The organism is Sphingomonas segetis (assembly GCF_009720245.1).
In the GTDB taxonomy this organism is placed as follows: Bacteria; Pseudomonadota; Alphaproteobacteria; order Sphingomonadales; family Sphingomonadaceae; genus Sphingomicrobium; species Sphingomicrobium segetis.
In genome coordinates, this window is sequence record NZ_WJSQ01000033.1 from 1 (window position 1) to 22,190 (window position 22,190).

Below are 22,190 nucleotides of genomic sequence, written 5' to 3' on the forward strand. Positions count from 1 at the left end.
CGCCCCGCCGCCCTCGTCGAGCTCCTCGAGCCGCTCGCGCCACCACGCCAGCCGGATCGGCCCGAGCAGCGGTTCGCGCGTGGTGCGCACTACATCCGCCATCGCCGAGTCGATCATAAACAGCGCCGCGAGGCCGCCGCGCGTCGCAGCGGGAACAGTGCTCAGCGCGAGCGCGCGATCCGATCCGAGCGCTCCTCGAAGCGCGTCAGCGATAGCAGACGGCCTTCGCCGCCTCGACTACCTCGGACGCCTTGATCAGCGCCATTTTCTCGAGGTTGGCGGCATAAGGAAGGGGGACGTCGGCATCGGTCACGCGGAGCACGGGCGCGTCGAGGTCGTCGAAGCCCTCGGTCATCGCGATCGCGATGATCTCCGAGCTGATCGAACAGACCGGCCAGCCCTCCTCGACCACCACCATCCGGTTGGTGCGCTTCAGGCTGTCGAGCACGGTTGCCTTGTCGAGCGGGCGCAAGGTCCGAAGGTCGATGACTTCGGCGTTGATTCCCTGCCCCATCAGCTCCTGCGCGGCTTCGAGCGCCACTCCGACCCCGATCGAATAGCTGACGATGGTCACGTCCTTGCCCGGGCGGACGATCCGCGCCTTGCCGATCGGGAGCACGTAATCGTCCATTTGCGGGACGTCGAAATGCTGGCCGTAGAGCAGCTCGTTCTCGAGGAAGACGACAGGGTCCGGGCTTCGGATCGCGGCCTTGAGCAGGCCCTTGGCGTCGGCCGCGCTGTAGGGTGAGATCACGATCAGGCCGGGCACATGCGCGTACCAGCTGCCGTAATTCTGGCTGTGCTGCGCCGCGACGCGGGCGGCGGCGCCATTGGGTCCGCGGAACACGATCGGACAGCGCATCTGCCCGCCCGACATGTAGTTGGTCTTGGCCGCCGAATTGATGATGTGGTCGATCGCCTGCATCGCGAAATTGAAGGTCATGAACTCGACGATCGGCCGCAGGCCGCCCATCGCCGCGCCGGTGCCAACGCCGGCAAAACCATATTCGGTGATCGGCGTGTCGACCACGCGCCTGGCCCCGAATTCCTGGAGCAGGCCCTGCGTGACCTTGTAGGCGCCCTGATACTCAGCGACTTCCTCGCCCAGCACGAAGACGCGCTCGTCGGCGCGCATTTCCTCGGCCATCGCATCGCGCAGCGCCTCGCGCACGGTCAAGCTGACCAGCGGCGTGCCTTCGGGCATTTCCGGCTCGTCGCGCGTTTCGGCGACATCGGCGACGAGATCGCGCGCCGCGGTCTCCATCAGGTGAGGCGTCGGTTGGGCCGATTCCGGCGCCGGCACCTTCCCCTCTCCCCCCGCGGGAGAGGGCGACTCAGCCGCAGGCTGAGCGGGGTGAGGGCGCGCAGAGGAGGCAGCCGCCCCCCCTCCCTGAGCAGCTACGCTGCTCTGTCCCTCTCCCCCTGACGGGGGTGAGGGTTGGACCTGCTCACCATCGGCCGCCAGCAGCGCGATCGGCTGGCCGACCTTCACCCCGTCGGTACCTTCGGGCACCAGGATCTTTGCGATCTTCCCCTCATCGACGGCTTCGAACTCCATCGTCGCCTTGTCGGTCTCGATCTCGGCCAAAATATCGCCCGACTTCACCTCGTCGCCTTCCTTGACCAGCCACTTGGCGAGAGTCCCCTCTTCCATGGTCGGGGACAAAGCGGGCATCTTGAGCTCGGTGGCCATCAGTAGCTCTCCACCAGCACGTCGGTGTAGAGTTCGGACGGAGCCGGCTCCGGCGCTTCTTCAGCGAACTTGGCAGCGCCGACGACGATGTCCTTTATTTCCTTGTCGATCGCCTTCAATTCCTCTTCCTTCACCCCCATGCTTTCGAGCTCGCGCTCGGCACTGGTGATCGGGTCGCGGTTCTCGCGCACCTCCTGTACTTCCTCGCGCGTCCGGTACTTGGCCGGGTCCGACATCGAGTGGCCGCGATAGCGGTAGGTCAGGAACTCGATGATGATCGGCCCCTTGCCGTCCCGCACCCATTTGAGCGCGACGTCGGCTGCCCCGCGAACCGCGAGCACATCCATGCCGTCGACCTGGAATCCGGGGATCCGGAAGCTCTCGCCATGCCGGTACAGCAGCGGCTCGGCGTGCGAGCGATTTACGCTCGTCCCCATTGCATATTTGTTGTTCTCGATCGCGTAGATGACCGGCAGGTCCCACAGCTTGGCCATGTTGAAGGCCTCGGACACCTGCCCCTGGTTGACCGCTCCGTCGCCCATGTAGGTCAGGCACACCCCGCCGTCCTCGCGGTACTTGTGGGCGAAGGCGAGGCCCGTGCCGAGCGGCACCTGCGCGCCGACGATCCCGTGGCCGCCGTAAAAGCCGTGGTCGACGCTGAACATGTGCATCGACCCGCCCTTGCCCTTGGAAATGCCGGCCTCGCGCCCGGTCAGCTCGGCCATGATCACCTTGGGGTCGATGCCATAAGCGAGCATGTGGCCATGGTCGCGGTAGCCGGTGATGACGCTGTCCTTGCCGACGGTCATCGCCGACTGCAGCCCGACCGCGACCGCTTCCTGGCCGATGTACAGGTGGCAGAAGCCGCCGATCAGGCCGAGACCGTAGAGCTGCCCCGCGCGTTCCTCGAAACGGCGGATCAGCAGCATCTCGCGGTAGAGCCGCATCATCTGGTCTTTCGACGCCTTGTAGCGCTGCGGCTGCGGCGGCCGCTCGATCTCGGGAACCTCTGGAGCCGTCGGAACGGCGGACTTCTTCGCGGAACGCGCCACGGCTGTCTCTCTCATGAATGAAGCGCGCCCGCCTATAGGAGGCGGTGCGACCAGCGGCAACAGCGCGTCAGTTCAGCGGGACGATGACCTCGTCGGGCCGGATCAGGCCGAGGTCCTTGCGCACCAGCTCGTCGGCCATGTCGGGATCGGCCTTGCGCGGGTCGAGCAGGTCCGAGCGGTGCTCGAGCCGCGCCTTTTCCTGCTGCAGCTGGGCAAGCTCCGCCTGCCGCTCCTTGAGTGCGCGATGATAGCCGCCCCAGGCAAGGATTCCGTTGGGACCGGCGATCGCATGGCCGGCGAAGGTGCCGACGACGATCAGCGCCAACGCCGGGAACGCAGCGCGCCGGACAAGTTCGAAAATGCGCCTCCCACCCCTCACGCCTCGAAAGAATCACGAGCGGGCCGGAAGTGCAAGTGAAAAGAATGGTTTGGTGGAAATCCCGGGGATAAAGTTGTGGGAAACGTCTGCTACTCCCCCTCAGGGGGAGACGATGCGCAAAGCGCATCGGAGGGGGGTGTGCCTCGGCTACAATATGCTTCACAACGCCATTGAGATTGCGAAGCACATCCCGTTCAGCAATCCGCAGCGTCCGAACACCTTGGGATGCAAGCCATCGATCGCGCCGCTCGTCACGCGAGGCAGTGAAATCATGGCTGTCTCCATCGATCTCGACGCAGAGTTTCGCCTCGTGACAGTAGAAGTCGAGAACATATGGTCCTGCAGGATGTTGGTTGCGAAAGCGAAGCCCTGTCTGCTTTCGGCGTAATTGGCCCCAAAGTACTCGGCCGGGAAGCGACATGGACGCGCGCTGTTCACGAGCGCGGCTCTTCGTCCGCTCTGGGCCAGTGAGCTTAATACCCCCTCCGTCAGCCCTGCGGGCTGACGGCTCCCCCTGAGGGGGAGGCGCTAGGATGATACGCCTTCAACGCGCCGCGACCGGCGTACCTCGCCGACTCCCCCAGCTCCTCCTCGATCCGCAGCAGCTGGTTGTATTTCGCCGTGCGGTCCGAGCGCGCCAGGCTGCCCGTCTTGATCTGTCCGCAGGACAGCGCGACGGCGAGGTCGGCGATGGTCGAATCCTCGGTCTCGCCCGAGCGGTGCGACATCACGCTGGTATAGGCGTTCGTCTGCGCGAGGCGCACAGCCTCTATCGTTTCGGTGAGCGTTCCTATCTGGTTGACCTTGACCAGGATCGAATTGGCGATGCCCTCGTTGATCCCCTTCTGCAGCCGCTTCACATTGGTCACGAACAGGTCGTCGCCGACCAGCTGCACCCGACCGCCGAGCTTGTCGGTGAGCAGCTTCCAGCCCTGCCAGTCATCCTCCGCCATCCCGTCCTCGATCGAGGCGATCGGATAATCCGACGCGAGACCGGCGAGGAAATCGGCGTTCTCGGCGAACGACAGCGCCTTCCCCTCCCCGTCCATCCGGTAAGCGCCGTCACGGAAATATTCGCTCGCTGCGCAATCGAGCGCGAGCAGCACGTCCTCGCCGAGCTTGTAGCCCGCCGCGCCGACTGCCTTGTCGATATGGTCGAGCGCCTCGCGCGCGCTGTCGATTTTCGGGGCGAATCCCCCCTCGTCTCCGACCGAGGTCGAAAGCCCCGCCCGGTGCAGCGCGGCCTTGAGCGCATGGAATATCTCAGCGCCGCAGCGCAGCGCCTCCGCGAAATCCGGTGCTCCCACCGGCATCACCATGAATTCCTGGAAGTCGATCCCGTTGTCGGCGTGAACGCCGCCGTTGAGGATGTTCATCATGGGCACCGGCAGCAGGTGCGCATCGACCCCCCCGACGTAGCGGTAGAGCGGCAGCCCGAGCGCGTCCGCCGCCGCTTTCGCCGTCGCCAGGCTGACCCCGAGGATCGCGTTGGCGCCGAGCCGCCCCTTGTTCTCGGTCCCGTCGAGCGCCATCAGCTCAGCGTCCAGTGCCGCCTGGTCTTCGGCGTCCATTCCGACCGCGGCCTCTGCGATCTCGCCGTTGACCGCCTGCACCGCCCTCGAGACGCCCTTCCCGCCCCAGCGGGTCTTGTCGCCATCGCGCAGTTCGACGGCTTCGTGAGCGCCGGTCGAGGCCCCCGACGGCACCGCCGCGCGGCCCATGCTTCCGTCTTCCAGCGTGACGTCGACCTCGACCGTCGGATTGCCGCGGCTGTCGAGAATTTGGCGGGCATGAACGTCGATTATTGCGGTCATGGCTTCCCTTCTTGCGCAGGCGTAACAATATGAGGCTGTGCGAGCGGCTATAAGCCGGACGATGAGCCGTGCAACTTTCCCCGCGGCGCCCCGGAACGAAGCCGCAAGGCTCCGGGTTGGAGTCGGCAAAGGAGGACCGCGATGGCTGACCAACGAACCGATGATTTGCCCGAAGGAACCGACACCGTGATTGAAGGCGCCAATGTCGGCGCGATCACGACCGATCCGACCGCGCCCGACCAGGGCGGCCAGACGATCGCGATCGAAGACACCGTCCTCGTTGAGGAAAAGAAGGTTTCGGCGCCCAAGGTCGATGTCGAACGCGACGTGACCGGCAGCGGCAGCCCCAAAGGCGGCCTCGCGAACTCTTCGGGGGGCCCGGGCCGCGGCACCGCGCAGGGCATCGCCGACCGAATCCGCAGCGGCCGCGAGCAGCTGTCCAGCCAGGCCGGCGACAAGGCACGCGGGCTCGTCAGCCAGGGACTCGAACGGACCTCGGAAGCGCTCGCCAACGTCGCCCGGATGGTCGGCGACACGGCGCCGGGAATCGATGAACGGCTCGGCGAGGATTATGGCGGCTACGCCCGCCGCGCCGCCGGAGCGATCGAGAACGTCGCCAACACCATCGCCGAAAAGAACCCGGACGAGCTGATCGAGGACACGCGCAACTTCGTCCGAAACAGCCCCGGAATCGCGCTCGCCGGCGCGGCCGTCGTCGGCTTCGTCGTTGCTCGGCTGGTCAAGAGCGGCCTCGCCCGCGACGAACGCGACGACGACGAGGATTGATGCTCAAGCCGGTCGAGCCGCCCCCGCCCGAGCGCCCGATCGGCGAGCTCGTTCACGAGCTCGTCGAGGAGGGTAAGGCCTATGCCCGCGCCGAACTCGGCCTCGCCAAGGCGATGGCTGGGGCAAAGGCCCGCGCGCTCGCCCTTCCGGCTGCGCTTTTCGGCGTGGCGTTCATCCTTGCGCTCACGGCGGTGACCGCGCTCGCGCTCGGGGTCGTGCTGGCGCTGGCGAAGTTCCTCGGCCCGCTGCTTGCCGGTTTCGTAGGACTGCTGATCTTCGCCGCCATTGCCGGGCTTCTCGGCTGGATCGCGGCCGACCGGGTGAGGCGCGCGCTGTGACAGACGACCCGCAGGTCGCGGCGGCGCGTATCGAGGTCGAGCGCAGGCGCTCGCGGCTGATGGCCACGGCGCATGAGCTGCAGGACCGGCTCAGCCCCAAGTCGCTCGCGCGCAACACGTGGCAGGGTGCGAAGGAGAAGGGCGCCGATCTCGCCGAGGATGCCGTCGACGGCGTGCGCGCGCACCCGCTGGCCGCGACCGGGGTCGTTGCCGCTATCACCATGTTTCTGGCGCGCGAGCCGCTGATGGACCTCGCCGGCAAGCTCGTGGACGGAGCCAAAACCAAGACCCGCAAGCGCCGCAAGGCGCCACAGAAAGAGAAGACGGAGGCAGCCGAATGACCGACCAGGACACCACCACCACGTCGACCGTTGAAGGCGACACCAGCGCCCGCCAGCGCGCGATCGAGGCTTATGAGAGGGCTCGCGACCGCACCACCGACACGCTCGCTGAAGCGCCTCTGCTGGCGCTCGCCGGCGGCATTGCAGCGGGCGCGCTCATCGCCGCGCTCCTCCCCCGCACCGAGGCCGAGACGCGGGCCGTTCGTCCGACCGCGCGGCGGGTGAAGAACACCGCAAGGGCGGCGTTCGACGCCGCCAAGGGCACAGGGACGCAGCGCCTCGACGAGCTCGGAATCAGCCGCGAAAAGGGCGAGGAGACGATCCGCAGCCTGCTCGAGGGCGTCGCCGACGCTGCGAAGGCATCGGCGAAGGCCGGCCTCGATGCGGCCCGCGATAGCGACAAAGGCTGACGCCGCGCTGCAAATCGGATAGCGGAGCCGGCATGAGCAAGCTTCACCTGGTCTTCGGCGGGCGGGTCAAGGATCCGCGCGGCCTCGACTTCGACATGAACACGATCGACGTCGTCGGCGTCTACGACAGTTACGCCGCGGCGGAGGACGCCTGGCGCGGCGCGGCCCAGCGCACGGTCGACGATGCCGAAATGAAATATGTCGTGGTCCACCTCCACCGGCTGCTCGAGCCCGAGCCGGAGGGAAGCATCACGGGCATCGCAAGGCCGAAGCAGACGGCGGGTTAACTTCTCCTCCCTGCGGGGCGCAGCCTCGTGGGGAGGGGAACCGCTCGCCGTAGCCTTGGCGGAGGCGAGTGGTGGAGGGGCCGGCTCCTCGGTCAGCCGCGCTGCGCGTGCCTCCCACCTCCCCATCGGCTCCGCCGACAGGCAGGAGGATTATGCCCCCCGGTACCGCCACAGCAGCAGCGGCCGCTGCAGAAGAAGACCCGCCGCAAAGCCGCCGACATGCGCCGGAGTCGCCAGCAAATACCCCTGGCCGCCGGCAAGCCAGCCCATCATCATCTGCAGCACCACCCACGCGACCAGCAGCCACACGACATTGATCCAGCGGTTAACCCGCAGGTTGCTGGTAAATGCCTTGGCGCGCCCGAAGCTGAGCGCGAATGCGCCCATGACCGCGCTAATCGCGCCGCTCGCGCCGACCATCGGCATCGTGCCCATCGGATCGAGCGCCCATTGCGCGAGCGCGGCGGCATAGGCGCCGACCAGGTACAGCACGATCACTGCGGTTTTTCCGAGCACGCGCTCGACCGCCGTGCCGCACCAGACGAGGATCAGCAGGTTGAAGCCGAGATGGATCAGCCCCGCGTGGACCAGCGTCGCGGTGAGCGGCGTCAGCAGCGCCGGAACCGCCGGCCACGGCACCGCAGCACCGCTCAGCCGGACGGGAATGAAACCGAGCGCCAGCTGCGCCTGCTCTGCCAGGCCCGCCGCGACCGCCAGCAGCCACGCCGCCGCGGTCACGACCGCGATCATGTTGGTGACGCTGTTGGAGAGCCGCTGCATCGGGCTCAGACGAACTCGATCTTCTTGATCTCGTAGTAACGGTCGCCCGAGGGCGTGGACACTTCGACCTCTTCGCCGACCTGACGGCCGATCAGCGCCCGGCCGAGCGGCGAATTGTAGCTGATTCGCCCCTGGTTGGCGTCGGCCTCGACCTGCCCGACAAGCTGGTACTTCACCTTCTTGTCGTCCTCGTCGGTCAACGTCACCGTCGCCCCGAAAACGACCTTGTTGCCGGACAGCGATTTCGGGTCGATCACCATCGCCCGGCTCAGCCGGTCCTCGAGATCGGCGATCGTCGCCTCGATCTGCCCCTGCCGCTCCTTGGCGGCATGATATTCGGCATTCTCGCTGAGGTCGCCGTGCGCGCGCGCAGCCTCGATCGCTTCCACGATTTCGGGCCGCTCCTTCTTGAGCCGCTTCAGCTCCTCGTTGAGCTTGCGATGCCCCTCTTCGAGCATCGGTACCTTGTCGGCACTCGCCATGTTCTCAAACCCTTTTCAATGCTCTGCCCGGGCGCGCTTTGCAGAGCGCGCGGTAACCAGCAGATTGTCGGTGGAAGCTGCCTCTAGGGGGCGGAATAATAGGATTGGAGCGACGCGACTTCAAGCGCGTGGCCCCGAACCGCCTCGATCGACCGCGCCGCGGCAAGGCTCGCCGCCGCCGTCGTGAAATAAGGCACCTTGCGGTTGAGTGCGGTTGCCCGGATCGAATGGCTGTCCTTGAGGGACTGCCAGCCCTCGGTCGTGTTGAACACCAGCGCGACATCGCCGTCCAGGAGCTTGTCGACGATGTGCGGCCGGCCCTGGGCCACCTTGTTCACCGGGCTGACCGGGACGCCCTTCGCCTGGAGGTGTGCCGCCGTCCCGCCGGTCGCGATGATCGAGAAGCCGAGCTCGACCAGCTTCTCTACCGCGGGCACGATATTGTCCTTGTCGGCGTCCTTGACCGACACGAACGCCGTGCCGCCCTGCGGCAGGATCATGCTCGCGCCGAGCAGTGCCTTGGCAAAAGCGATGTCGAAATCGGTATCGATTCCCATGACTTCTCCCGTGCTCTTCATTTCCGGTCCAAGTACAGGATCGGTACCGGGGAAGCGCGCGAACGGGAATACGGGCCCTTTCACCGCGACATAATTGATCGCGTGACCGATCTCCCCGAGGCTGCTCAGCGGCTCGCCCGCCATTACCCGCGCCGCATATTTGGCAAGCGGTTTGCCGATCGCCTTGGCGACGAACGGCACCGTCCGGCTCGCGCGCGGGTTGACCTCGATCAAATAGACGTCGCGATCCTTCACTGCGAACTGCACGTTCATCAGGCCCTTGACCTTGAGCGCCAGCGCGAGGGCGCGCGTCTGCCGCTCGATCTCGGCGATCACCTCGTCCGAAAGGCTGTGCGGCGGGATCGAGCAGGCGCTGTCGCCCGAATGGACGCCCGCCTCCTCGATGTGCTGGAGCACGCCGCACACGGCGACATCGACGCCGTCGCAGATCGCGTCCACGTCTACCTCGATCGCGTCGCGCAGATAGCGGTCAATCAGCACCGGGCTGCGGCCCGAAACCTGCACCGCGGTGGCGATATAATGGTCGAGCTGCTGCGGCCCGTCGACCACTTCCATGCCTCTTCCGCCAAGCACATACGACGGCCTCAGCAGCACGGGATAGCCGATCCGCTCGGCCACCCGCAGCGCCTCGTCGCGGCTGCGCGCGATGCCGTTCGCCGGCTGCTTGAGGTTCAGCCGTTGGACCAGCGCCGCGAACCGCTCGCGGTCCTCGGCGAGGTCGATGCTGTCGGGCGAGGTGCCGAGGATCGGCACCCCCGCCGACTGCAACTCTGCCGCCAGCTTAAGCGGGGTCTGCCCGCCGAGCTGGACGATGACCCCGAGCAGTTCGCCTTTCTGCTGTTCGCGCCACACGATCTCGAGCACGTCCTCGATCGTCAGCGGCTCGAAATAGAGGCGGTCCGACGTGTCAGGATCGGTCGACACCGTCTCCGGGTTGCAGTTGACCATGATCACTTCGAAGCCGGCCCCCGCCTGGCCGTTGCGGTCGCCGCCGAGCGCGAAGGCAGCGTGGCAGCAGCAATAATCGAACTCGATCCCCTGCCCGATCCGGTTCGGGCCGCCGCCGAGGACCATCACCTTCTTGCGGCCGGAAACCTCGGCCTCGTCGACCGGCTCGCCAAACAGCGGCGCTTCGTAGGTCGAGTAGAGGTAGGGCGTCGCCGCATCGAACTCCGCCGCGCAACTGTCGATGCGCTTGAACACCGGCCTGACGCCGAGCCGGAGCCGGTGCGCCCGCACCTCGCCTTCGGTGATCCCGCCGGTCATCGCCCGCATCGCGCTGTGCACCACGCCCGAACCGCCGACCGCGATCGCCTCGCTCATCTCGCGCTCGACATGGGTGGAGCGGAGCGACAATTGCGCGAGCCGAGCGTCGGAAAAGCCCATCGCCTTCAGCCGCCGCATCCCCCGCGCATCGCTCGGGAGTCCGTTCAGCCGAACTTGCTCCTCAGCACGAACGATCTCTTCCAGGCGCCTCAAAAACCACGGATCGAAGTGCGCGATCTCGTTGATCCGCTCGACCGTGAAACCCTGCCGAAGCGCTTCCGCGGCGACCAGCAGCCGGTCGGGCGTGGGCCGCGCAAGAACCCGCTCGATCTCGGTCGGATCGGCGTTCTCGAGCTCGCGCACGCGGTCGAGGCCGGACAGGCCGGTTTCCAGGCTGCGCAGCGCCTTCTGCAGGCTCTCGGCGAAACTGCGCCCAATCGCCATCACCTCGCCAACCGACTTCATCGATGTCGTCAGGATCGCGTCGGCGCCCTTGAACTTCTCGAACGCGAAACGCGGGATCTTGGTCACGACATAATCGATCGTCGGCTCGAAGCTGGCCGGGGTCGCGCCGCCGGTGATGTCGTTGGCGATCTCGTCGAGCGTGTAGCCGACGGCCAGCTTGGCCGCGACCTTGGCGATCGGGAAACCGGTCGCCTTCGACGCCAGCGCCGAAGACCGGCTCACGCGCGGGTTCATCTCGATCACCACCATCCGCCCGGTCTTCGGATCGACCGCGAACTGGACGTTGGAACCGCCTGTTTCGACGCCAATTTCGCGCAGTACGGCAATGCTCGCCGAGCGCATCCTTTGATATTCCTTGTCGGTCAGCGTCAGCGCCGGCGCCACCGTGATCGAGTCCCCCGTATGAACCCCCATCGGGTCGACATTTTCGATCGAGCAGATGATGATGGCGTTGTCGGCGCGGTCGCGCACCACCTCCATCTCATATTCCTTCCACCCGAGCACCGATTCCTCGATCAGCACTTCGGTCGTGGGCGACGCCTCGAGTCCGCCGGAGACGATCTGCACGAACTCGTCGCGATTGTAGGCGATTCCCCCGCCCGTCCCGCCGAGCGTGAAGCTGGGCCGTATGATCGCCGGAAGGCCGACGCCCTCGAGTGCCGCCAGCGCCTCCTCCAGGCTGTGCGCGATCGCCGAGCGCGGGCTTTCGAGGCCGATCCTGTCCATGGCCTCGCGGAACTTGAGCCGGTCCTCGGCCATCTCGATCGCTTCTGCGTTCGCCCCGATCAGCTCGATCCCGAGCCGCTCGAGCGTGCCGTCCTTGAACAAAGCCAGCGCCGTGTTCAGCGCCGTCTGCCCGCCCATCGTCGGAAGCACCGCGAAGCCGCCTGATACTTTTGGCCGCTCCTTTTCCAGGATCTTGGCAACGATCGCCGGCGTGATCGGCTCGATATAGGTCGCGTCGGCCAGATCCGGGTCGGTCATGATCGTCGCCGGGTTCGAATTGACGACGATGACCCGATAGCCTTCGCTTTTTAGCGCCTTGACCGCCTGGCTCCCCGAATAATCGAACTCCGCCGCCTGCCCGATGACGATCGGACCCGCGCCGATGATCAGGATCGAGGAGATGTCGGTGCGTCTAGGCATCAGCCCTCCGGAAACTGCATTTCGACGAACACCATCTTCAGCCCGTTGCGCTTCGCCCAGCGATTGACGCAGCTGCGCTGCTCCGCCGTCACGTCCTGGCGGATCAGGAGCAGCAGCTTCTTCTCGCTCTCGTCCTGGATCAGCTCCCCAAGAGCGAGCCCGCAACCGGTCGCGACCCGGTTCAGCTGCGCCTCGTCGTGAATCCGCGCCGGCGTCGCGCAGGCGGAGAGCGTCAAAACGGCAAGAGCAACAAACGCCTGCCTCACCCCATCATCCCCACGAACTTCTCGAACAGATAGAAGCTGTCCTGCGGCCCGGGGCTCGCCTCCGGGTGGTACTGGACGCTGAACGCCGGGCGGTCGGTCAGCTCGATCCCGCAATTGCTGTCGTCGAACAGCGAAACATGCGTCTCGCGGACGTTGTCCGGCAGGCCCTGCCGCTCCACCGCGAAGCCGTGGTTCATGCTGGTGATCTCGACAGCCCCGTCCGACAGCCGCTTCACCGGGTGGTTCGCGCCGCGGTGGCCCTGGAACATCTTGCTCGTCTTGCCGCCGACCGCGAGCGCGAGCATCTGGTGGCCGAGGCAGATTCCGAACAGCGGCTTTTTCGTCTCCAGCATCTTGCGGATCACCGGCACCGCATATTCGCCCGTCGCCGCCGGATCGCCCGGCCCGTTCGACAGAAAGAAACCGTCCGGCTCGTGCGCCATGATCTCGTCGAAGGTGGCCGTCGCCGGCACCACCGTTACCCGAGCACCCGCCTCAACAAGCAGACGGAAGATGTTGCGTTTATTGCCATAGTCCACTGCGACGACGTGCGGGCGGCTTTCGTCCTCACCACCGAGCTCATAGCCCTGCCCCCAGCGCCACTTCCCGTCGGTCCAACGTTCGACCTGCAAGCGGCTGACGTCCTTTGCCAGGTCCATCCCCTCGAGCCCAGGCCACTCCGCCGCCATCTTCTGCAGCGCGTCGAGATCGAACTTCCCGTCCGCCCGATGCGCGATGGCGACCGTCGGCGGCCCCTCCTCGCGCACGAGCTTCGTCAGGGCCCGCGTATCGACGCCGGCAATCCCGATCCGCCCCCACCGCCGCATCCAGTCGGCGAAGCCGTAATTCGCGCGGTAATTCGACGGCTCGGTCACCACCTCTCGTACCAGGCAGCCGAGCGCATGGGCTTCGCCCGCTTCCACGTCCTCGTCGTTGGCGCCGACATTGCCGATATGCGGGAAGGTGAAGGCGATGACCTGGCGTGCGTAGGACGGATCGGTCATCACCTCCTGGTAGCCGGTCATGGCGGTGTTGAAGCACAGCTCGCCGACCGCCTCGCCCTCGGCCCCGAAGCCCTGCCCCCAGATCGTTCGACCGTCCGCGAAGACCACGACTCCCGTCGCGCCCTCGGGTTGAGGCACGTGCGGAGGTCGTGCGTCGGCCATGGGCGGGAGGAGCCTTCCGTCAGGGGTTTTCCAGCGATGTCGCTAAGGCATTGCAGCTATGCGCTTTGCTGCTCCCGGTCAACGCTGGTCAGCGACAAAATGCGGGGCTAGTGCGGCGCGATGATCAGGGACGACATCAAGGCCGCGACGATCGCGGCAATGAAGGGCGGGGACAAGGAGACGACGGCGACTCTGCGCATGGTCTCGGCGTCCATCAAGAACCGCGACATCGAAGCGCGCACCGGCGCCGCCCCGAAGGACGACGACGCGCTCGTCACCGAAGTGCTGCAGAAGATGATCAAGCAGCGCCGCGAAAGCGCCGACCTCTACCGCAAGGGCGGCCGCGAGGACCGCGCGGCGCTTGAGGAAGGCGAAATCGCGGTCATCGAGCGCTTCCTGCCGCAGCAGCTGAGCGACGCCGAGGCGCAAGCGAAGATCGGAGAAATCGTCGCCGAGACCGGCGCCAGCTCGATGAAGGACATGGGCCGAGTGATGGCGCTGGTGAAGGAGCGACTCGGCAGCTCAATCGATCCCGCCCGCGCCTCCGGCCTCGTCAAGGCTGCTCTCAGCTCCTGACCTGTGGATAAATCGCTCGCTCCGTCTTGCGAGCAGGTGATTCGCGCATAGGGTCGATTCGTGACCCTCTCACCGCAATGGCTCGACGAACTGCGTGCGCGCACGGTGCTCAGCGCGATCATCTCGCCCACCGTGAAGCTCCTCCGCGCGGGCCGCGAGTGGAAGGCGTGCTGTCCGTTTCACAACGAGAAGACGCCCAGCTTCACGGTCAACGACGACAAGGGCTTCTACCATTGCTTCGGCTGCGGCGCGCATGGCGATGCGATCCGCTTTCTCACCGACCATCGCGGAATGCCGTTCATGGACGCAGTGAAGGAGCTCGCCGCCAAGGCCGGCATGGACGTTCCCGCCCCCGACCCCCAGGCGAAGGAACGCGCCGACCGCACGGCGTCGCTGACTGACGTCATGGCGTCCGTGGCTGGCTGGTATTCGGAGCAGCTGAACGGCCTCGCGGGCGCCGAAGCGCGCGACTATCTCAAGCGCCGCGGGATCGACGCGGAGACGGTCCAGCGCTTCGCTCTGGGCTTCGCCCCCGACAGCCGCTCCGCGCTCAAACGCGCCCTCGAAAAGCTCGGAGAGGACCGGCTCGTCGAAACCGGCATGCTGATCAAGCCGGAGGAAGGCGGAGACAGCTACGACCGTTTCCGCGGGCGCCTGATGTTCCCGATCCGCGACCCGCGCGGCCGGGTGATCGGCTTCGGCGGGCGAATACTCGGGAGCGGCGAGCCCAAATATCTCAACTCCCCGGACACGCCGCTCTTCGACAAGGGTCGTACGCTCTACAACATCGACCGCGCGTCGCCCGCCAGCCGCGCGAGCAGGCGATTGATCGTGGTCGAAGGCTATATGGACGTCATCGCCCTCGACCGCGCCGGAATCGCCGAGGTCGTCGCGCCGAACGGCACCGCCGTCACCGAGGCCCAACTCGAGCGCATGTGGCGGCTCGACCCGGCGCCGATCCTCTGCTTCGACGGCGATTCCGCCGGGCGCAAGGCCGCGATCCGCGCCGCGCTCCGCGCGCTGCCCCACATCACCCCCGAACGGACTTTGCGCTTCGTCGAGCTTCCCGCCGGCCAGGACCCGGACGATGTGATCAGCAGCGGAGGAAGCGACGCGTTCGAGGCGCTGATCGCCGCGCCCGAGCCGCTCGACGCACGCCTGTGGCGACACGAGCTCGAAGCGCAGCTGCTCGGCACGCCGGAGGCCTGGGCCGGACTCAAGCAGCGCCTGCTCGACCACGCTTCGGCGATTGGTCACGCCGATCTCGCCCGGATCTACCGCGAAGACTGGCTCAGCCGCTTCTATGCGCAGCGCCGGCCGGCCGCTGCCGCCGGCACCGCATCGCCGGCGTTTGAGCGCCGCGGAACCTTCAGGAACGGCCGCTTCATGCTTCCCGAAAAGAAGCCGGGCGCGGTGATGAAGCGCATCGGCCAGGCGGGCATGGCCGACGAATTCATCGGCGTGCTGATGGTCGGCTTCGCCAATTACCCCGAGGAATTGCCCGTCCATTGCGAGCAACTCGCCGCGCTCGACATCGCCGACCAAATGACCGCCAGGGTTCGCGACGAGCTGGTCAACGCGGCATTCTCGGGCGCCGCGCTTGATCGTGACGGGCTTGCCACCATATTGCGCGGCGATGGAGCAACGGGCCCGAAAGCCTCAAGCACCATGGGCTTTTCCTTCACCCGCCGCGACAGCGACCCGGATCGCGCCCGAAGCGATCTGGCCGCTGCCGTGGAGATCATTTCGGCGGCGGAGGAAGTGGCAAGGGCCCTTGAAGATGCAACGGAACGGCTGAAGCGGGACATGACCGACGAAGCCCTGGAGGAACAGCAGCGCCTGATTTCGGCGCGGCATGGGTTGAGGCAGAGGCTGGCGCAGCTTGCCGGCACTGATTAAGCAGCGGAACTTATGGCGAAAAACGAAGCACAGGAAGTCGACACGGCCGAGGCGGGCGATGCCCCGCTGATCGACCTCAACGACGCGTCGATCAAGAAACTGGTCGCCCGCGCCAAGAAGCGCGGCTTTCTCACCTACGACGAGCTCAACGCGGCGCTCCCGCAGGACCAGATGTCGTCCGAGCAGATCGAGGACGTGATGAGCGCGCTCAACGACATGGGCGTCCAGATCGTCGAGAGCGAGGAAGGCTCCGAGGACGAGGAAGAGGAAAAGGAAGCCGAAGCGACGCCCGAGGACGAGGTCGACCCGCTCGACGACGGCGGCCCGCGCCCCGCGGCCGCGGTCAAGAAGGAGCCGACCGACCGCACCGACGACCCCGTCCGCATGTACCTGCGCGAGATGGGCGCGGTGGAGCTTCTCTCCCGCGAGGGGGAGATCGCGATCGCCAAGCGCATCGAGGCCGGCCGCGACACGATGATCTGGGGCCTGTGCGAATCGCCGATCACCTTCGACGCGATCATCGCCTGGTCGAACGCCCTCAACGAAGGCCGGATGCAGCTGCGCGAGATCCTCGACCTCGAGGCGATGCTGTCCAAGGGCCCGACCGCCGAGCAGCTCGACGCGACCGAGGAAGGCGGCGAGAACGCCGAGAGCGAGATCAGCGAGAAGGTCGCCGGCCCCTCGATCAAGGAAGAGGAAGAGGTCGCCGACGAGCCCGAGGCGGACCGCAACGAAGACGACGAGGACATGGTCGAGCGGCGCGCCAAGCCCGAAGCGACCGAGGACGACGACGAGGACAACACCCTTTCGCTCGCCCAGATGGAGGAGACCCTCAAGCCCCAGGCGCTCGAGAAGTTCGCCGAGATCACCTCGGTCTACAAGAAGTTCAGCAAGGTCCAGGCGCACCGCATGGAGGCGCTCCAGGCGGGCCACGATTTCCCCGCGTCCGACGAGAAGAAGTACCACCGGCTGCGCGAGGAGCTGACCGGGCTGGTCGAGAGCGTCCAGTTCCACAATTCGAAGATCGAGACCCTGGTCGACGCGCTCTACGCCTACAACCGCCGACTGACCGCGCTCGGCGGCCAGATGCTCCGCCTCGCCGAGCGCCACAAGGTACCGCGCAAGGCCTTCCTCGAAAATTACATGGGCCACGAGCTCGACGAGAGCTGGCTCGACGGCGTCTCCGCTCTCGACAAGAAATGGGCCGCCTTCGCGATCGCGGAGAAGGACACGGTCGAGCGCATCCGTTCCGAAATCGCCGAGATCGCGCAGCAGACCGGCACCTCGCTCGGCGAGTTCCGGCGCATCGTCAACATGGTCCAGAAGGGCGAGCGCGAGGCCCGCATCGCCAAGAAGGAAATGGTCGAGGCCAACCTTCGCCTCGTCATCTCCATCGCGAAAAAGTACACCAACCGCGGGCTGCAGTTCCTCGACCTCATCCAGGAAGGCAACATCGGCCTGATGAAGGCGGTCGACAAGTTCGAGTACCGCCGCGGCTACAAATTCTCGACCTACGCCACCTGGTGGATCCGGCAGGCGATCACCCGCTCGATCGCCGACCAGGCGCGCACCATCCGGATCCCGGTGCACATGATCGAGACGATCAACAAGCTGGTCCGCACCGGCCGCCAGTTCCTCCACGAGACCGGCCGCGAAGCGACCCCGGAGGAACTCGCCGAGCGCCTCTCCATGCCGCTCGAGAAGGTCCGCAAGGTCCTCAAGATTGCCAAGGAGCCGATCAGCCTCGAAACCCCGATCGGCGACGAGGAAGACAGCCACCTCGGCGACTTCATCGAAGACAAGAACGCGGTCATCCCCGTGGACGCGGCGATCCAGTCCAACCTCAAGGAAACGGTCACCCGGGTCCTCGCCAGCCTAACCCCCCGCGAAGAGCGCGTGCTCCGAATGCGCTTCGGCATCGGCATGAACACCGATCACACGCTGGAGGAAGTCGGCCAGCAGTTCAGCGTGACGAGGGAGCGTATTCGTCAGATCGAGGCGAAGGCGCTGCGCAAGCTCAAGCATCCCAGCCGGTCGCGGAAGATGCGCAGCTTCCTTGACCAGTGACGCTGTTCAGCGGCGCTTGCGTGCGCCGCTCAAACGGCAAGCCCTGGAGATCATCGTCCGGCGCGGCATCCACATCGGAACCGTGCTCGACGTCGGTGTGCTCCACGGGACGCGCGAGCTGAGGGCGCAGTTCCCGCGCGCCCTGCACATGCTGTTCGAGCCGGTGGTCGAGTTCAACGCGACGATCGCCAAGCGCTACAGCGACACGCCGCATGAGCTCGTCAATGTCGCGATTTCCGACAGGACCGGCGAGACATTGCTCGTGCTCGAGCAGGTGGTCGACGTCCCCGGCCTCGACTTCTCGCACAGCCACGTCGCGAGCGAAGCGCCGGAGGGCAAGGTCCACCGAACGGTTCCGATGACCACGCTCGACGATTTCCTGCGCGGCCGCGACCTTGCCGAACCCTGGCTGCTCAAGATCGACATCGACGGCCACGAGCTCGCTGCGATCGCCGGCGCCACTGAGACGCTCAAGAGGTGCGCCGTTGTCATCGTCGAAGCGCAGGTCAGCGAGCTGCCCCAGCGCCTCGCCGCCATCGCTTCACAAGGCTTCGTCCTCTTCGACCTGGTCGAGCCCTGCTATTACGATCGTGCGCTATGGCAGTGCGACGCCGTGTTCCTTCGCGAAGACGTCCACCGCCGCCACTTCGCCGACCTCGCGGTCGATTTCGACCGCGCGAAGTATGAGATCTTCAAGGGGTAGGTTCGCGATCGGTGGCGATGAACGCACGCTGCGCATGGGCTTCGTCATCGGCATCAAGCGAGGCGCGTAGCCAGTCCGGGGGACTGGCGAGCACGACATAGAAGCATCCTTCGCGTTCGCGGAAGATGCGGAGCTTCTTGGATCAATAATCGAGCCGCCGAGCGTTAGGAAGCGCTCTGCGAAGCAGACGCGAGCTAACGTCGAAGAGGCGGCGAGATTCGGCCGGCGGGGCGCGAAGCCTAAGCTGAGCGAACCCGTCCGACGTCACGCGGATTCACTCCGCGTGAACTCTACTAACTAATCCACCGTCCGAACTGCGTTGCAAAACTGGCGTGCAAGCTCGTGGGACATTTGCCCCTGACCAAAGAATGGAAGAAGGAAAGCGCGCCCTGTGGTGTCTGCCAGCACTCGCCCACCAAATCCGTCTAGTGGCGTCCATGTAAGATCGAACAAATCCCTGAATTCGTGACGCCTTCCCAGCCCGTAGCAAATCAGCAGCGGGTCGGTTGCATCTCGCAGCTTGCGCAATTCACTCGTCCGTTGTCGATTTGGCGCGGCCGCTGCAATGGCAACGGCGGGGTGCGGTTTACGCGCCGTTACGCACGGAAAGGGCGACACTTCTGTCAGAAAAGTCTCGCCAAAAGTGCGGCCGAGCCGATTGTAGACATATTCGCGATCTCGACGTTTGGCTTCTTCGTAGTCAAACTCTGCCAGCGCCAGGTAGATTCTGGCCATCCAGCGCCAAACTGCGACAGAGCCTTTTCGCGGCTTTGAAATGTCAATGGGTTGGCCCGCTTCCATTAGCTCCAAATGAGCCTCGTACATGTCTCGAATTGGCGACCATGAAGCACGCATGACGAGACTGTCCAAACGCTCGTCCTCGGACATGCGACCACCGAAGCCTTCTTCTCCACCGACGAACCATATTTTCGCGGTGGGATTTCCGTATCCTAAGAAAGTGCCAATGCCACTAAGGTCCTTCGATTGGAGCCTCACAACAACTCCCCCTGCGACCCCTTCTGATGGCTCACCCGCGTCTCCACCCGCGACGCCTTCTTCACCGGGCTGATCAGCGGCGGAAGTTTGGGCTTGGGGCCGTGGATGAGCTCGGCGATGGTCACGACCTGCATTGCCGGAAAGCGCCCGAACTCGGTTTCGATCAGCGGGTGCGAGGCGATTTCGTCGCGCACGCCCTTGGTCGGCATCGCGGCGGTGATGAACAGGCCGAAGCGGTGACGGTCGCGCTCCATCACCCGGCCAAGGTCGCGGACCATGCCGGGGTTCAAGTTCTCGCCGCCCTTGACGCTGATCACGCCGGTTTCGATCTTCCCGCCCTCGACCAGGTAATTGAACCAGCCGTCGACGCCTTTGTCGCCGCCCTTCTTCTCGCGCGGGTAGCCGCCGACCTGCCAGCACGCCCATTGCTGGAACTGATGCTTGTCGTCGGTCGCGAGCCGAAGAGCGCTGTCGATGTCCTTGGGCACGCCGTGCGTCTCGAACTCGATCCCCGGATAGCCCTCGCGCATCCGTGTCTCGATCATGCCGATGGCGATGTGGGTGACGTCGATCCCGATCCACTGCCGTCCGAGCTTGTGCGCCGCATCGACCGCCGTCCCGCAGCCGCAGAACGGGTCGAGCACGACGTCGCCGGGGTTGGACGAGGCGGCGATGATTCGTTCGAGCAGGGCGCGTGGTTTTTGCGTCGGATAGCCGAGGCGTTCCTGTGCCAGATTGTGCATCGGCTTGATGTCACCAATGATATCTTGAAGCGGCACTCCGGGAAGGTCTTCAGGATACTGCTTCAAGCGAGGCATTCCTCCTTCCTTCGCTGGCCAATGCAAACGCCCGGCAGCGTCAAGTTCTTCGAGCTTGCTTGGAGGATATGCCCAGTGTCGCCCCTTCGCCGTAACATCAATTCCCCGCCAGATTTGCCCTGTCTCTCCATTCCGAGTGCCTGCACCGGTTAGGTCCATGCGCTTCCAACGCCGACCATCCGCATCCTCTTGGTCGAAGAAGGTATCGAGGTATGCCGCATCGTGAGGCGTGTACGTCTTATTCCAGACGTATTCAGAACCTTTGGAATAGAAGAGGATCGTGTCGTGGACCGGTCCATAGCGTTTGGCGCTGCTGTGCGCGCTGGTGCGCTTCCAGATTATCTCATTCCGGAAATTCTCCGCCCCAAACACCGCGTCCAACACCAGCTTCAAATAGTGGCTCGCGGTCGGATCGCAGTGTGCAGATACAGGCTGCCCGTGTCCTTGAGCACGCGGTGAAGCTCGACCAGCCGCACCGCCATCATCGCCAGATAGGCCATCAGCGGGTTCTCGCCGATCGCCGAGTGCATCGCCGCCATCATCACCTGCAGCGGGCGGTTGGTGCCTTTGGCGATGTCCATCAGCGCGTTCTGGGCGGACTCGCCCCACGTCCAGGTGTCGTCGAACGCCTCGATGCTGGCGTCCGCCCCCGCCCCGCTCGCGGACTTGAACAGCACATTGTAGCCGGCGTTCGAATTGAACGGCGGGTCGAGGTAGATGAGGTCGACGCTCGCGTCCGCGATATGCTCGCGCAGCACCTCCAGGTTGTCGCCATAATAAAGCCGGTTCGTCACGCGCCCTCCGCCCCGAGCGAGGGCAGCGTAGCAAGGACGTGCCGAGTGTAAATGCGTTGAGTCCCGAAATGCTCACCCTCACCGCCTCGCTCGCTTCCTTCATCCGCATCCGCGCAACCGGCCGCCTGACCGCCACCGACTACCGCCGCGAGCAGGGCCGAGGCGTGGCTCGCGACTCGCGATTGACTCGCTGAGGTCGAAGGCGCAGCTATCCTGCTGGCGCTGGGAGCACTTGCGCCGACAGGGGGAAAGCCAATGAAACAGCTCGTCAAACTCGCCGCTGCGGCAGCGGTCGGCGCGATTGCGTGCGGATCGGTCGTCTATGCGCAGGCAGCGGCGCCGCCGCCGCGGGCCATCGTCACGCTGTACCACGCCGCTCCGGGGCAGCAGGAAGGTCTTCTGCGGTGGCTCGCCGAGCAGGATCGTGTCGCGCGCGCCGCGGGGGTCGCACCGGTGCAGCTCTACGTCCACACCGACGGCGACAGCTGGGATTATATGGGCATCGCGCCGGCAACCACCGAAGCGCAGGACGAGGCGATGGACGCCGCCGCGAAGAAGCTCGGGGTGACGAGCGGCCCGCGCGTATCGCTCGAGCTTCGCAAATATATCGCCAGCCACACCGACACCTATGCGATCGGGCCTATTTCGCCCGAACAGGCGGTTGCGGCGCTCGGCTCCCGCTAGGGGACGGTCGACCGCGAAGCGGCGGTGTCACGGAGGTGCCTCCCGTGACGCCGCTCGCCGCGTCCGGTCGTGCTCCCGGCGTCGGCTTTGCCGCTACGCTGCCGCCGTAAAGTGATCTCCGGTTGGCGCGCCTTCGCGTAGATAGAAAAACCTCCGATCAGCCCGCCACCACGCAGCTCACGCGGCGGATCGCGAGCGGGCCGCGGGCCGTGACCTCGAGCCGCAGGCCCCAGTTCCACTCCTCCTCGCCCTCGGCCTTGTGGAGCGTGACCTGGACCGGCACCCATTGCCGCCGCGCGGCGCCGGATCGCGCCTCGACGAGCAGGACCGGGCCTTTCGCCTTGCGGTTGGCGAACTGGGCGAGCGTGCCGCCGAAGAAATCGCCGACCGTGCGCGCGTCCGGC

The 22,190-nt window shown here is 65.8% G+C and carries 23 protein-coding genes and 1 pseudogene; 10 read left to right on the top strand and 14 right to left on the bottom strand.

Annotated elements, in window-relative coordinates:
• Positions 1–205: 205 nt before the first annotated feature.
• From GH737_RS05070 to eno, 5 genes and pseudogenes are all read right to left on the bottom strand, one after another.
• Entirely contained in the window at positions 206–1,693 is a 1,488-nt protein-coding gene (locus GH737_RS05070) for a pyruvate dehydrogenase complex E1 component subunit beta (protein WP_155263772.1), read from the bottom strand.
• Positions 1,693–2,760 carry a pyruvate dehydrogenase (acetyl-transferring) E1 component subunit alpha gene (pdhA, locus tag GH737_RS05075; protein ID WP_155263773.1) on the bottom strand — a complete coding sequence of 356 codons (1,068 nt, stop codon included), beginning with the start codon at positions 2,758–2,760 and terminating at the stop codon, positions 1,693–1,695. The genes GH737_RS05070 and pdhA overlap by 1 nt, the downstream gene beginning before the upstream one ends.
• Before the next feature lie 52 nt (positions 2,761–2,812).
• Positions 2,813–3,070, bottom strand: coding sequence for an FtsB family cell division protein (locus GH737_RS05080; protein WP_230558634.1), 258 nt, complete (start codon positions 3,068–3,070; stop codon positions 2,813–2,815).
• A gap of 256 nt (positions 3,071–3,326) precedes the next feature.
• A pseudogene (locus GH737_RS05085) lies at positions 3,327–3,545 on the bottom strand (endonuclease domain-containing protein); the annotation flags it as partial.
• Positions 3,546–3,612: 67 nt separating this feature from the next.
• A complete protein-coding gene (gene eno / locus GH737_RS05090) occupies positions 3,613–4,938 on the bottom strand; it encodes a phosphopyruvate hydratase (RefSeq protein WP_155263775.1) in 1,326 nt (441 codons plus the stop codon).
• 141 nt (positions 4,939–5,079) lie between these two features.
• Here eno and GH737_RS05095 point away from each other — a divergent pair, with 141 nt between their 5' ends.
• Genes GH737_RS05095 through GH737_RS05115 form a run of 5 tightly spaced genes read left to right on the top strand, consistent with a single transcriptional unit; the run spans position 5,080 to position 7,100 of the window.
• Positions 5,080–5,724, top strand: coding sequence for a hypothetical protein (locus GH737_RS05095; protein WP_155263776.1), 645 nt, complete (start codon positions 5,080–5,082; stop codon positions 5,722–5,724).
• On the top strand, positions 5,724–6,062 hold the full coding sequence (locus tag GH737_RS05100; protein WP_155263777.1) for a phage holin family protein: 339 nt from the start codon (positions 5,724–5,726) through the stop codon (positions 6,060–6,062). The genes GH737_RS05095 and GH737_RS05100 overlap by 1 nt, the downstream gene beginning before the upstream one ends.
• On the top strand, positions 6,059–6,403 hold the full coding sequence (locus GH737_RS05105; RefSeq protein WP_196232989.1) for a DUF3618 domain-containing protein: 345 nt from the start codon (positions 6,059–6,061) through the stop codon (positions 6,401–6,403). The genes GH737_RS05100 and GH737_RS05105 overlap by 4 nt, the downstream gene beginning before the upstream one ends.
• Positions 6,400–6,813 (top strand): hypothetical protein, encoded by a 414-nt coding sequence (locus GH737_RS05110; RefSeq protein WP_155263779.1) that lies wholly within the window; start codon positions 6,400–6,402, stop codon positions 6,811–6,813. Before GH737_RS05105 ends, GH737_RS05110 begins: the two co-directional genes overlap by 4 nt.
• Before the next feature lie 32 nt (positions 6,814–6,845).
• A complete protein-coding gene (locus tag GH737_RS05115; RefSeq protein WP_155263780.1) occupies positions 6,846–7,100 on the top strand; it encodes a DUF4170 domain-containing protein in 255 nt (84 codons plus the stop codon).
• 150 nt (positions 7,101–7,250) lie between these two features.
• Here GH737_RS05115 and GH737_RS05120 read toward each other — a convergent pair whose 3' ends face one another.
• The 5 genes from GH737_RS05120 to carA form a co-directional block, all read right to left on the bottom strand.
• Entirely contained in the window at positions 7,251–7,880 is a 630-nt protein-coding gene (locus GH737_RS05120) for a rhomboid family intramembrane serine protease (RefSeq protein WP_155263781.1), read from the bottom strand.
• Between the two features lie 5 nt (positions 7,881–7,885).
• Positions 7,886–8,362, bottom strand: coding sequence for a transcription elongation factor GreA (gene greA / locus GH737_RS05125; RefSeq protein ID WP_155263782.1), 477 nt, complete (start codon positions 8,360–8,362; stop codon positions 7,886–7,888).
• An 83-nt stretch (positions 8,363–8,445) separates the two neighbouring features.
• The gene (gene carB / locus GH737_RS05130) at positions 8,446–11,817 is read right to left on the bottom strand and encodes a carbamoyl-phosphate synthase large subunit (RefSeq protein ID WP_155263783.1); all 3,372 of its coding nucleotides are present in this window, start codon (positions 11,815–11,817) and stop codon (positions 8,446–8,448) included.
• Positions 11,817–12,083, bottom strand: coding sequence for a hypothetical protein (locus GH737_RS05135; RefSeq protein ID WP_155263784.1), 267 nt, complete (start codon positions 12,081–12,083; stop codon positions 11,817–11,819). Before GH737_RS05135 ends, carB begins: the two co-directional genes overlap by 1 nt.
• Positions 12,080–13,249: a glutamine-hydrolyzing carbamoyl-phosphate synthase small subunit gene (gene carA / locus GH737_RS05140; RefSeq protein ID WP_155263785.1), complete on the bottom strand. Its 1,170-nt coding sequence runs from the start codon at positions 13,247–13,249 to the stop codon at positions 12,080–12,082. The genes GH737_RS05135 and carA overlap by 4 nt, the downstream gene beginning before the upstream one ends.
• 120 nt (positions 13,250–13,369) lie before the next feature.
• Between carA and GH737_RS05145 the strand changes: the two genes are divergently transcribed.
• Genes GH737_RS05145 through GH737_RS05160 form a run of 4 tightly spaced genes read left to right on the top strand, consistent with a single transcriptional unit; the run spans position 13,370 to position 18,494 of the window.
• Positions 13,370–13,825 (top strand): GatB/YqeY domain-containing protein, encoded by a 456-nt coding sequence (locus GH737_RS05145; RefSeq protein WP_155263786.1) that lies wholly within the window; start codon positions 13,370–13,372, stop codon positions 13,823–13,825.
• 60 nt (positions 13,826–13,885) lie between these two features.
• The gene (dnaG, locus tag GH737_RS05150; RefSeq protein ID WP_155263787.1) at positions 13,886–15,724 is read left to right on the top strand and encodes a DNA primase; all 1,839 of its coding nucleotides are present in this window, start codon (positions 13,886–13,888) and stop codon (positions 15,722–15,724) included.
• Between the two features lie 12 nt (positions 15,725–15,736).
• A complete protein-coding gene (gene rpoD, locus GH737_RS05155; RefSeq protein ID WP_155263788.1) occupies positions 15,737–17,791 on the top strand; it encodes an RNA polymerase sigma factor RpoD in 2,055 nt (684 codons plus the stop codon).
• The gene (locus tag GH737_RS05160; RefSeq protein ID WP_196232990.1) at positions 17,781–18,494 is read left to right on the top strand and encodes an FkbM family methyltransferase; all 714 of its coding nucleotides are present in this window, start codon (positions 17,781–17,783) and stop codon (positions 18,492–18,494) included. The genes rpoD and GH737_RS05160 overlap by 11 nt, the downstream gene beginning before the upstream one ends.
• Positions 18,495–18,791: 297 nt before the next feature.
• Here the strand turns inward: GH737_RS05160 and GH737_RS05165 are convergent, their stop codons facing one another.
• The 3 genes from GH737_RS05165 to GH737_RS15725 all read right to left on the bottom strand — a co-directional run bounded on the left by GH737_RS05165 (position 18,792) and on the right by GH737_RS15725 (position 21,102).
• Positions 18,792–19,382, bottom strand: a complete 591-nt coding sequence (locus tag GH737_RS05165; RefSeq protein WP_155263790.1) for a hypothetical protein — start codon at positions 19,380–19,382, stop codon at positions 18,792–18,794.
• A gap of 104 nt (positions 19,383–19,486) precedes the next feature.
• Entirely contained in the window at positions 19,487–20,692 is a 1,206-nt protein-coding gene (locus tag GH737_RS05170) for a DNA methyltransferase (protein WP_230558635.1), read from the bottom strand.
• 5 nt (positions 20,693–20,697) lie between these two features.
• A complete protein-coding gene (locus GH737_RS15725) occupies positions 20,698–21,102 on the bottom strand; it encodes a hypothetical protein (RefSeq protein WP_230558636.1) in 405 nt (134 codons plus the stop codon).
• Between the two features lie 255 nt (positions 21,103–21,357).
• On the opposite strand from GH737_RS15725, the gene GH737_RS05175 reads away from it, so the two are divergent.
• Positions 21,358–21,786: a hypothetical protein gene (locus GH737_RS05175; RefSeq protein WP_155263791.1), complete on the top strand. Its 429-nt coding sequence runs from the start codon at positions 21,358–21,360 to the stop codon at positions 21,784–21,786.
• A gap of 157 nt (positions 21,787–21,943) precedes the next feature.
• Here GH737_RS05175 and GH737_RS15155 read toward each other — a convergent pair.
• On the bottom strand, positions 21,944–22,190 hold a 247-nt coding region (locus tag GH737_RS15155), incomplete at its 5' end, for a hypothetical protein (protein WP_196232991.1).